Source organism: Flavobacterium terrigena (genome assembly GCF_900108955.1).
In the GTDB taxonomy this organism is placed as follows: Bacteria; Bacteroidota; Bacteroidia; order Flavobacteriales; family Flavobacteriaceae; genus Flavobacterium; species Flavobacterium terrigena.
Genome location: NZ_FNYA01000001.1, coordinates 541,187 through 553,099, shown reverse-complemented (window position 1 = coordinate 553,099; position 11,913 = coordinate 541,187). Strand labels below are relative to the sequence as shown.

Annotated in this window: 10 protein-coding genes; 4 read left to right on the top strand and 6 right to left on the bottom strand. The window is 31.9% G+C overall.

All coding sequences use genetic code 11. The features are described 5' to 3' along the window. Window positions 1–14: 14 nt before the first annotated feature. The 6 genes from BMX42_RS02655 to rplS all read right to left on the bottom strand — a co-directional run bounded on the left by BMX42_RS02655 (window position 15) and on the right by rplS (window position 7,371). The gene (locus BMX42_RS02655; protein ID WP_091308130.1) at window positions 15–437 is read right to left on the bottom strand and encodes a thioredoxin family protein; all 423 of its coding nucleotides are present in this window, start codon (window positions 435–437) and stop codon (window positions 15–17) included. Between the two features lie 97 nt (window positions 438–534). After that, window positions 535–1,197, bottom strand: coding sequence for a thiamine diphosphokinase (locus tag BMX42_RS02650; RefSeq protein ID WP_091308127.1), 663 nt, complete (start codon window positions 1,195–1,197; stop codon window positions 535–537). Window positions 1,198–1,266: 69 nt separating this feature from the next. After that, window positions 1,267–2,085 (bottom strand): DUF4249 domain-containing protein, encoded by an 819-nt coding sequence (locus tag BMX42_RS02645; RefSeq protein WP_091308799.1) that lies wholly within the window; start codon window positions 2,083–2,085, stop codon window positions 1,267–1,269. Window positions 2,086–2,089: 4 nt separating this feature from the next. Further along, a complete protein-coding gene (locus tag BMX42_RS02640; RefSeq protein WP_091308124.1) occupies window positions 2,090–4,468 on the bottom strand; it encodes a TonB-dependent receptor in 2,379 nt (792 codons plus the stop codon). A gap of 127 nt (window positions 4,469–4,595) precedes the next feature. Beyond that, window positions 4,596–6,806 carry an NADP-dependent isocitrate dehydrogenase gene (locus BMX42_RS02635; protein ID WP_091308121.1) on the bottom strand — a complete coding sequence of 737 codons (2,211 nt, stop codon included), beginning with the start codon at window positions 6,804–6,806 and terminating at the stop codon, window positions 4,596–4,598. 214 nt (window positions 6,807–7,020) lie between these two features. Beyond that, on the bottom strand, window positions 7,021–7,371 hold the full coding sequence (rplS, locus tag BMX42_RS02630; protein WP_091308118.1) for a 50S ribosomal protein L19: 351 nt from the start codon (window positions 7,369–7,371) through the stop codon (window positions 7,021–7,023). A 293-nt stretch (window positions 7,372–7,664) separates the two neighbouring features. Between rplS and tgt the strand changes: the two genes are divergently transcribed. The 4 genes from tgt (at window position 7,665) to BMX42_RS02610 (ending at window position 11,880) form a co-directional block, all read left to right on the top strand. Next, window positions 7,665–8,795: a tRNA guanosine(34) transglycosylase Tgt gene (tgt, locus tag BMX42_RS02625; protein WP_091308115.1), complete on the top strand. Its 1,131-nt coding sequence runs from the start codon at window positions 7,665–7,667 to the stop codon at window positions 8,793–8,795. A 65-nt stretch (window positions 8,796–8,860) separates the two neighbouring features. After that, a complete protein-coding gene (locus BMX42_RS02620; protein ID WP_091308112.1) occupies window positions 8,861–9,937 on the top strand; it encodes an LptF/LptG family permease in 1,077 nt (358 codons plus the stop codon). Next, the gene (locus BMX42_RS02615; RefSeq protein WP_091308108.1) at window positions 9,924–10,844 is read left to right on the top strand and encodes a DMT family transporter; all 921 of its coding nucleotides are present in this window, start codon (window positions 9,924–9,926) and stop codon (window positions 10,842–10,844) included. The genes BMX42_RS02620 and BMX42_RS02615 overlap by 14 nt, the downstream gene beginning before the upstream one ends. Before the next feature lie 79 nt (window positions 10,845–10,923). After that, complete coding sequence (locus BMX42_RS02610) at window positions 10,924–11,880, top strand: acetyl-CoA carboxylase carboxyltransferase subunit alpha (RefSeq protein ID WP_091308105.1); 957 nt, start codon at window positions 10,924–10,926, stop codon at window positions 11,878–11,880. Window positions 11,881–11,913 lie beyond the last annotated feature (33 nt).

The window sequence follows — 11,913 nt, the reverse complement described above, 5'->3', positions numbered from 1 at the left end:
CTTTTTGTAGCGCATTATTTTTTCAATTTACCGATAAATTCTTCTACAGTTTCTTTTGGTAATTCTTCCCATTTTTTGATAATGTTTCCTTCAGCATCTAATAGAAGAATTAGAGGAAAAACGCCTTTTGAATTGTATTTGTCTGCCAAAAGTTCATTTTCTTTTTCTATTTCTTTGGCTAATTTGTTTTTAGATTGCCTTGGGAAATCGGCATTATAAAGTACTAAATTTTCGGTGGCAAAAGTTTGAAATTCAGGCGTGTTTACGATGAATTTTTTAAATTTAATACAAGGTGCACACCAATCTGAACCAGAAAAATAAAGTAAAACATTTTTATTTTCTGCTTTTGCGGTTTCCAATTTTTTTGTAAAAGTTTCCGCTTGTTGAGCAAATCCAATATTTACTGCTAAAAATAGTAGGGCTATTAATTTTTTCATTACGATTAATTTTAAGTAAATCTAACGAAAAAGATATAGTTATATTGTAACAAATGTCACATTACTAGCTGTTTATAATTAGTCTAAATTCAGTAATCTAATCAAAGCCTTCAATTAATAATAAATTACCATTTTCGTGAGTTATGGTAACAATTCCATCTTCAGCAACATAATTACTGCTTCCGGTTCTGAAGCCTAATTCTAAACTTTCGTTTTGTAAAGGATAAAATAAATTTTCTGTTGAAATTCCGTCCACTTTTCCTAAAGGAATTAGAGAAATAATCGAGTCTTTTGGATACCATTTTTTAAATGATTCTGGTAACAAAAAGACTTTGGAATGATCGTCAAATAATACAATTTTTAATTTGTTTCGATATAAAGCCAAATCCGAAAAATTATTTAAGGTATGGTCTGCGCGTTTACCTGTTGCCCAAACCACATTTGCAGCTTTATGACCTTTTTCAATCAGATATTCGAATGCTTTTTCTAAATCGGTTTTGTCTTGATCTGGAGTGTGGATAATTTCAATTGGATAATGATTTTCTTTGTAATAATGTGCGTCAAAATTTCTATCAAAATCACCTAATAAAACATCTACTTTTATACCTAATTGTATGACACGTTCAATTGCCGAATCTAACACAATTACTAGCGGCGACCATTCTAAAAGTTGTCCTAATAATTCGTTGTTGCATTCTAAACCATTCGCAATAATTAATGCAGGTTCTTGATCGTCGCGAACAATATGGTGTGAAGACATGTTTTAAGTTTAGAAGTTCTTAGTTTAAAAGTTTAAAAGTAAACATTTCGACTTGAAAACTAAAATTAATTATTGTATCACATAATTTCTCACATCCACTTCCGACAATCTGAAATAACCTAAAGGATAATTTGATCTATTGGTTTGATTGATAATATTTCCTTTAACAGTCGCAGCAGGTGTGCTGAAAGGACCATTACTTAATCCGCCAGAAATACCAATTAAGATATTCATATAATTATGATAACGCTTTGAAATGCCGTGTAACGTGAAATTAATGTTTTGTCCAGCTTCTAAATCTTCGTCAATAATTAAAGAAAACATTTCATTTCCGTTGGTAAATTCGTCATTAAAAACACCTAAAAGAGGAAATGGTCTAAATGGAACTTTGTACTCTTCCATATAGTAATTTTCTTCCGTTCCATTGTCTTGAAAATTAAATTTTAATTCTATTTCATTACCTGTAATTCCGTTTAAATCTTGTTCGATTGTAGTTATCGTAGGAACTGAATATAATTTATCTGTAGAAGTATACGTTTGTCCTTTATAGGCTACCGAAAGTGTGTAAACTTCATTTAAAACAGGATTGAAGTTGGTACATTTATAATAACCAGTTAATCCATCTTCAATAAAATTAAAAATAGTATTGCTCGAATCTGTAATAGTAACAATTGCACCATTTGCTACCGGAACAGTGTTGTTGAAATAATCGCCAGTAGTTGTTAAACGGATAGTTTGTTCGTTACCTATTGTTCCTTTTTCCCATTTAATGGAAGCATCAATTACTAATTTTGGTTCGCTTTTGTTTAAATCAACATCTACCACTTCTTCGCAACTGATAAATGCAAAACTAATTACTAAAATGAAATATTTTATTATTGTTTTCATCGTCTTAAAATTTAAAATTATAGGTAACACTTGGCACAATTCCGAAAATCGATAGCTTTACAGCTTCATTTAATCCGGTATCTTGATTTTGTCTGAAGTTGATTGAAGCTGCATTTTTTCTTCCATATAAGTTATAAACAGAGAAAACCCATTCACCTTGCCATTTTCTTCCTTTGTTTTTGGTTGGATTTAAAGTGGCTGAAACATCTATACGATGATAAGCTGGTAAATTATCTTCATTTCTATTTCCGTAAACAGGAACATTTATGCCTTGATATTGATATTGTGCCGTTGGAAAAGTTACTGGTTGTCCAGTTTGATACGTGAAAATACTTCCAAAACTCCATTTTTTATTCAGTTTATAACTTCCTGTTATATAAATATTATGTGTTTTATCCCAACCTGTTTTGTACCAATCGCCGTTGTTTATTCCAGTTTCAATTGGCGTTCTTCCTTCTGTTTTTTGTTCAGATCGAGAAAGTGTATAAGAAATCCAACCCGAAAGTTTACCAACATTTTTCTTTACCATCACTTCTAATCCGTAGGCACGAGTTTTTCCAGAAAGTAACACTTGTTCAATGGCTTCGTTGGCAATTAAGTCGGCGCCATCAATATAATCCAATCTGTTTTTTACGGTTTTGTAAAACGATTCGACTTCTAAAGTATAATCGCCATTTTTGATATTTTTAAAATAACCCACGGCAAATTGATCTAAAATTTGAGGTTTTAAAAAGTTATCACTTGGTGTCCAAACGTCTAATGGAGTTGGAGATTGCGTATTAGAAATTAAATGTAAATACTGACTCATTCTGTTATAACTCGCTTTCACAGATTGATTTTCATCTATAGTATATGCAACTGCAACTCGTGGTTCCCAATTGTCAAAATTGGCAATAGTTTCGTTTTTACCATAGTGTCTGGTGTCAATTGGAGTTGCTTTTTCATAAATACCTAAATCGGCATCATAAGTCACGGGTTGATTGTTGGCATAAATGTTGACAGTTTCTTCACCTAAACGATAAAACATGCTATATCTCAATCCGTAATTAACAGAAAGTTTGTCTGTTAATTTCTGTTCTGCATCAATGTAAAAAGCGGGTTCGAAAGCGTGTTTTTTGGCTAATTGTTTTTCATTAATTCCAGAATCTGAATCAATAGGTTCAATTCTTCCTGGATTAAAATCGTAATAAATGGCATTCGCACCGTAAAATAATTTGAAATTATCTGAAATATAATGTTTGAAATCGTATTTGAAGTTGTAGTTTTTAATACCACTTTCCCAATTGAAGCCGATGAAATCTAAAGTTAAGCCGTAGTAATAATCGCTATAAATGAATGAAGCATTGGAAAATAATTTATCATTGAATAAGTGATTCCAACGCAGATTTAAAACCGAATTCCCGTAAGTATTTACAAATTGTTTATTTAAACTAAAAACATCTCTGCCGAAATATCCAGAAACAAACAGATTGTTGTTTTCGTTAAGTTTATAATTGATTTTAGTGTTTAAATCATAAAAATATGCGGAATTATTATTGTCGGCTAGCTTTAAAAATAAGTGTGCATAACTACTTCTTCCAGCAACTAAAAAAGAACCTTTGTCTTTTACAATCGGACCTTCGGCTAAAAGTCTACTTGAAATTAATCCAATTCCACCTGTCATTCCGAATTTTTTACTATTTCCTTCTTTCTGATAGATATCTAAAACAGAAGCGACTCTACCTCCAAATCGAGCAGGAATTCCACCTTTGTACAGTTTTAAATCTTTAATCGCATCGGCATTAAAAACGGAGAAAAATCCAAATAAATGGGAAGAATTATAAATGGTAGCTTCGTCTAATAAAATTAAATTTTGATCGGCAGCGCCACCACGAACGTTGAAACCCGATTGTCCTTCTCCAGCATTTGTTACACCTGGTAAAGTTAAAATAGATTTTATCACATCCACTTCACCTAAAATAGCGGGCATCGCTTTTATTTGAGCAATTGTTAGTTTATTGACACTCATTTCTGGTTTGTCAATTTGTAGTTTTTTCGAATTTCCCGTGACTACAACTTGTTCAATTTCATTATTTTTTTCAGTTAAGATGAAATCTTTTTTTGTGTTAGAATCTAAAGTTATGGTTTCAGAAAATCCCGCATAACTTAAAGAATTAATTTGAACAGTGTATTCTCCTTTTGGTAAAGAAATTGAATAAAATCCGTATTCATTAGTTAATGAAGTTCGTGTTGTCGTACTGTTTTCAAATGAGATAGTTACGCCAATTAAGGTTTCATTAGATTTTTGGTCTTTTACAATTCCGCTTAAAGTTACTTTTTCTTGAGAAAAGGCTGACGTTATAAATAAGGAGAATAGGAGTATAAGAAAATTGACTTTTTTCATTGTAATTTGTTTCTGGTTTGACGCAAATTTCGTACAAATGTTACGAAACATATGTTAAGTTGGAGTTAATAAAAAAGGCGATGTAAAATTAATTCACATCGCCTTAAAATATTTAAATTAACAAAAATTACATTTTATTTATAATTGCATTTAATGTTGCACTTGGTCGCATAGCAGCGTTTAACAAGTCTTCATTTGGCTGGTAATATCCACCAATTTCTTGAGGTTTTCCTTGAGCTTCAATTAATTCAGCATCAATTTTAGCTTCGTTAGCTGTCAATTCTGTAGCAATAGGAGTAAAGAATGCTTTCAATTCAGCATTTTTATCTTGAGCAGCTAAAGCTTGAGCCCAATATAAAGCGATGTAGAAGTGTGAACCTCTATTGTCTAATTGTCCGATTTTACGAGCTGGAGATTTGTCGTTGGCTAAGAATTTTTCTGTTGCTTGGTCTAAAGTTTCAGATAAAACTAACGCTTTTTCATTATTTAAAGTTTGACCTAAATGTTCTAAAGAAACACCTAAAGCTAAAATCTCACCTAATGAATCCCAACGTAAATAACCTTCTTCCACAAATTGATCCACGTGTTTTGGAGCAGAACCACCAGCACCCGTTTCGAACAATCCACCACCATTCATTAATGGAACAATAGAAAGCATTTTTGCAGAAGTTCCTAATTCTAAAATTGGGAATAAATCTGTTAAGTAGTCACGTAAAACGTTTCCAGAAACAGAAATAGTGTCTTTACCTTCTCTGATTCTTTTTAACGTTTCTGTCATCGCATCTTTAACATCTAAAATTCTGATGTCTAAACCAGTTGTGTCGTAATTTTTTAAGTATTTTTCTACTTTTTTGATGATTTCTCTATCGTGTGCTCTGTCTTTATCTAACCAGAACAATGCTGGAGTATTTGATAAACGTGCTCTGTTTACAGCTAATTTTACCCAATCCTGAATTGGTGCGTCTTTCGTTTGACACATTCTGAAAATATCGCCAGCTTCAACTTTTTGAGAAAGTAAAGTTGCTCCATTTTCATTTTCTACTTTTACAGTTCCAGCTGCAGACAATTGAAAAGTTTTATCGTGTGAACCGTATTCTTCTGCTTTTTGAGCCATTAATCCAACATTAGGTACAGAACCCATTGTTCTTGGGTCTAAAGCGCCGTTCTTTTTCATATCGTCAATAACAGCAGCATAAAAACCTGCATAAGAGCGATCTGGAATTATAGTGATTGTATCTTCTTCTTTTCCTTCTGTGTTCCACATTTTTCCACCACTTCTTGCTAATGCCGCCATTGAAGCATCTACAATAATATCAGAAGAAACGTGGAAATTAGTAATTCCTTTATCAGAATTTACCATCGCAACTTTTGGTCCGTTTGCTAATGCAGTGGCAAGATCTTGTTTGATGGCTTCCTCTTCAGAAATTCCAGCAATTTTGTTGTATAAATCTTGTAAACCATTATTTGGGTGAATGTCTAATGATTTGAATAAGCTTGCATATTTAGTATACACATCTTCAAAATAAGTTTCAACAATAGCACCAAAAATAATTGGATCAGAAATTTTCATCATTGTCGCTTTCAAATGTGCAGAAAGCATAACGTTTTTTTCTTTTGCGTAAGCGATTGTCTTCTTTGTGAATTCTTTTAAAGCTTTTAAATTCATTACTGAACTATCAATAACTTCTCCCGCTTTTAAATTTGCGAAATCTTTTAAGACAGTTGTTGAACCATCATTTCCTTCAAAAATAATTCTAAATTTTGAATCGTTTTCTACAGTCGTTGACGTTTCCGTTCCATAAAAATCACCTTCATTCATGTGTGCGACTTCTGTTTTAGAATCTGCGCTCCAAGTTCCCATTGAATGTGGGTTTTGTTTTGCGTAATTTTTTACGGCTTTTGGTGCACGTCTGTCAGAGTTTCCTTCACGTAAAACTGGATTTACAGCTGAACCTAGAACTTTAGCGTATTTAGCTTTAATTTCTTTTTCTGTATCGTTTTGAGGATCTTCTGGGAAATTTGGAATTGCATAACCATGTGCTTGTAATTCTGCTATAGCATCTTTTAATTGAGGAATAGAAGCTGAAACGTTTGGTAACTTGATGATGTTTGCTTCTGGTGTAGTTGCCATTTGACCTAATTCGGCTAAATTATCAGCTACTTTTTGGTCGTCTTTTAAATATTCTGGGAAGTTAGATAAGATTCTTCCTGCTAATGAAATATCTCTAGTTTCCACTTCGATATTTGCGGTCTTTGTAAAAGCTTTAATTATTGGTAAAAACGAGTGAGTTGCCAACATTGGTGCTTCATCCGTAATGGTATAAAAAATTTTTGACATGATTTATGTAGTTTGTTTGTTTCTAAAATTTTAGGTTAGCAAATATAAGAAATTCGAGGACTAAATTAAAGACTAAAATACAATTAACTTTACATTTTCGAATTTGATAATTTAAGTACGAAAAAATACAGATTTGATAATTTTGAAGTAGGAAAAATACGAAATAAAAAAATCCCGACATTGCCGGGATTTTTTATAATAACAAATAAAAAGATTAACCTCTTCTTTCTTTGATTTTTGCTTTTTTACCAGTAAGTTCTCTAAAGTAGTAAATTCTAGCTCTACGTACTTTACCTTTTTGGTTCATTTCAATTTTTTGTAAAGCTGGCATGTTGATTGGGAAGATACGCTCTACACCAATTGCTCCAGACATTTTACGAATTGTAAAAGTTTCAGTAGAAGAAGATCCTCTCTTTTGAATTACAACTCCTTTAAAAAACTGAGTTCTTGTTTTTTCACCCTCTTTAATTTCGTAGTACACAGTGATAGTGTCTCCAGCGCTAAAGTTAGGGAAGTCTTTTTTCGATACCATTTCGTTTTGAACGAAATCCATTAAATTTGACATAATAATATGTATAAATCATTAATTTTAAGCAACATACGCGTCTTTCGCCAGAGGTTAGTTAAAGTGGATGCAAAAGTAATACTATTTTTTATTTCTGCAAAACATTTATTTAAATAAAATGTGTAGGATATTTACTTAATAAACTCATAAAGCAGTAAACTCTTAAACCTATAATTATTATATTTGCCCATTAAAATGAATATATGAAATGAGCATAACCTATATTTGCTCGTTAAAATCAATGTCAATGTGCGAATTACATATGACTAATAAAAAAAAATAGACATCAACATATGAAGTTTGATTTATTAAAAACTGATGCTCAAAGCCAAGCAAGAGCAGGACTTGTTACTACTGATCATGGTGTTATTGAAACACCAATTTTTATGCCTGTTGGTACGGTTGCTTCTGTAAAAGGAGTGCACCAACGTGAATTGAAAAACGATATTAATCCAGATATTATTTTAGGAAATACCTATCATTTGTATTTAAGACCAAAATTAGATATTTTAGAAAAAGCAGGTGGTTTACATAAATTCATGAATTGGGATAGAAATATCTTAACCGATTCTGGTGGATACCAAGTTTATTCTTTATCTGGACGACGAAAAATTAAAGAAGAAGGTGTGAAATTTAAATCGCACTTAGATGGTGCTTACCACTTTTTTTCTCCAGAAAACGTAATGGAAACGCAACGTACAATTGGTGCCGATATTATTATGGCATTTGATGAATGTACGCCTTATCCTTGTGATTACAGATATGCACAACGTTCGATGCACATGACACATCGTTGGTTAGATAGATGTATCAATCATTTAGATACATTGCCTTTTAAATACGATTATTCTCAAGCCTTTTTTCCTATTGTTCAAGGAAGTACTTATAAAGATTTACGTCAGCAATCAGCGGAATTTATTGCTAGTAGAGATCAAGTTGGAAACGCAATTGGCGGACTTTCAGTTGGTGAACCAGCAGAAGAAATGTATGCAATGACGGAAGTCGTTACAGCAATTTTACCAAAAGACAAACCACGTTATTTAATGGGTGTTGGTACGCCAGCTAATATTTTAGAAAATATTGCGTTGGGTATTGATATGTTCGATTGTGTGATGCCAACGCGTAATGCAAGAAACGGAATGTTGTTTACATCGGAAGGTTTTATCAATATCAAAAATAAAAAGTGGGAAGAAGATTTTTCTCCAATTGATACAATGGCTCATACGTATGTTGATACGGATTATTCGAAAGCCTATTTACGTCACTTGTTTATTGCTAACGAATTTTTAGGAAAACAAATTGCTACAATTCATAATCTTGGTTTCTATATGTGGTTGGTTCGTGAAGCGAGACAACAAATTTTAGCAGGAACTTTCAGAGAATGGAAAGATATTATGGTTAAAAAGGTAACAACAAGATTGTAAGATTAAAATTGTCACACTGTCCAGAAGTTTCGGGAGTTAAAGTGTCTAATTCTAACTAATAGAAAATGAAAAAAATAGATTGGTACATATTTAAAAGATACTTGATCACATTTACAACTATGTTGTTGATGTTTATTCCTATCGGAATTATTATTGACGTGTCGGAAAAAATCAATCGTATGATTGAAAATCATGTCGCTTTTAAGGATGTTTTAGTTTATTACTATGGTTTTACCATCTATTTTGCCAATTTATTATTTCCTATTTTTCTATTTTTATCCATCATTTGGTTCACTTCCAAACTAGCAAATAACAGTGAAATTATTGCTATTTTAAGTTCCGGAATTTCGTTTACACGATTTTTGCGACCTTATATTGTTGGTGCAACTTTGGTTTCTTTAGTTACTTTGTTAATGGGGTTTTTCATTTTGCCAGATGCTAGTGAAAAGTATTGGGATTTTAGATATACCTATCTTAAAAAAAATGTTGAACAACGTCAAACTTCGGATATTTTCAGACAAGTTACACCAAGTGAATACATGTATGTAAGTAGTTATAATCCTTTATCTAAAACAGGTTTCGATTTCATTTACGAAAAGTTCAACGATAATAAATTAGAATATAAATTATACGCTAACCGAGTAAAGTATAATGAAAAAACGAAAGATTATACCTTGTTCAATTATGTAAAAAGAACTGTTGGAAAGAATAGTGATGTTCTTGAAAAACAAGATAAAATAACTCGAAAATTCGAATTTGAACCAGACGATTTAACACCTACAGTTTATGTAGCTGAAACCATGAATATTTTCGATTTAGTGAAATTTATCGAAAAAGAAAGAGTTAAAGGAAGCTCTAATTTAGATGTGTATTTGGTTGTTTTGTATAAGAAGTTTAGTATTCCAGCATCGGCATTTATATTAACAATTATTGCGGTTGCGGTTTCTGCAATGAAACGACGTGGTGGAATGGGAGTTAATTTAGCTATTGGAATTTTGGTAGCCTTTTCATTCGTATTTTTCGATAAAATTTTCGGAACATTGGCAGAAAAATCAAGTATTCCGCCAATTGTTGCGGTTTGGTTTCCAAATTTTGTTTTCGGAATATTAGCTTTTTACTTACTACGAAATGCCAGACGTTAAATTAAAACATAACTTACATCTTCATTTAATTGTATTCATTTGGGGATTCACAGCTATTTTAGGGAAGCTAATTTCGTTAGATGCTTTACCTTTAGTTTGGTGGAGAATGTCGTTAGCAGTGTTGTTAATTTTTGGGTACATTTTATATAAAAAAACAAGTTTTAAATTATCTAAAAAAGATATAGTTTTATTGCTGATTTCGGGATTAGTAATTGCTTTGCATTGGATTACGTTTTTTAAAGCCATCAAGGTTTCTAATATATCTATTACGTTGGCCTGTTTGTCAACTGGCGCTTTTTTTACTTCCATTTTAGAACCCATATTTTACAACCGAAAAATAGTTTGGTACGAAATTGTATTCGGACTTGTTGTCTTAATAGGTTTGTATTTTGTAGTAGAATCTTCAGAACCCAATTTCATTCAAAAAAGCTTTAGTGAAAATATGTCGGGCACTATGCAAGGTGTGCTTTTAGCATTAACTTCTGCATTTTTATCCGCCAGTTTTTCAATAATTAACGGAAAATTTGCCCAAAGATTAGATGCCACAATTGTTTCTTTTTATGAATTATTAGGAGGAATATTGTTTTTAAGTATCTTCTTATTGTTTAGCGGACAATTCACTATGGAATTTTTTACAATAACTGCAGAAGATTTAATGTGGTTGTTCATCTTAGCTTCTATTTGCACAGCTTATGCGTTTATTGCTTCTGTTGCTGTCATGAAGTTTATTTCTCCTTATACTGTAATGCTTACAATAAATTTAGAACCGGTTTACGGAATTGCTTTAGCGGTTTTAATCTTTGAGAAAAATGAACAAATGAGTTTTTCCTTTTATATTGGAGCAGCAATTATTCTTATTACGGTGATTTTGAATGGATTAATTAGAAATCACAAAAAAAATGATTAGATAACAGTTCAAAAATTATTCAAATAATTTTTAAATAGTATCTTTGTAATTACAAACAAATTAAACAAAACTAACTTTTATGGAATATTTAGATTTTGAATTGCCAATAAAAGAGCTGGAAGATCAAATGGAGAAATGCGTTGTTTTAGGGCAAGAATCTGATGTTGATGTTTCTGCAACTTGTAAACAACTAGAAGAAAAATTAGAGCAAACTAAAAAAGATATATACAAAAATCTTACGGCTTGGCAAAGAGTTCAAATGTCTCGTCATCCAAACAGACCTTATACTTTAGAATATATTACTAACTTAACGGATGGTACATTTTTAGAATTATTTGGAGACAGAAACTTCAAAGATGACAAAGCCATGGTTGGTGGTTTAGGAAGAATTAATGGTCAGTCGTATATGATTATCGGACAACAAAAAGGAATCAATACTAAAATGCGTCAATTGCGTAATTTCGGTATGGCCAATCCTGAAGGTTACCGCAAAGCATTACGTTTAATGAAAATGGCAGAGAAGTTCAATCTTCCTGTATTAACATTAATTGACACTCCTGGTGCATATCCTGGTTTAGAAGCTGAAGAACGCGGACAAGGGGAAGCAATTGCAAGAAATATCTTTGAAATGTCACGTTTAAAAACGCCAATCATCTCAATAATTATTGGTGAAGGTGCTTCTGGTGGAGCATTAGGAATTGGAGTAGGAGATAGAGTATTTATGTTGGAAAACACTTGGTATTCTGTAATTTCTCCTGAATCTTGTTCTTCTATTTTATGGAGAAGCTGGGAATTTAAAGAACAAGCAGCTGAAGCTTTAAAATTAACTGCTATTGATATGAAAAAGCAGAAGTTAATTGACGATATCATACCAGAACCATTAGGTGGTGGGCATCGTGATAAAGAAACTATGTTCAAAACTGTTGAAAAGTACATTACCAAATCTTATAAGGAATTAAAAGACTTATCAACAAAAGACTTAGTAGCGCAAAGAATGGAAAAATACTGTAATATGGGAGAATTCTCCGATAAATAAGTAAAATATTATATAAAGCGCCTTGTCAATCAC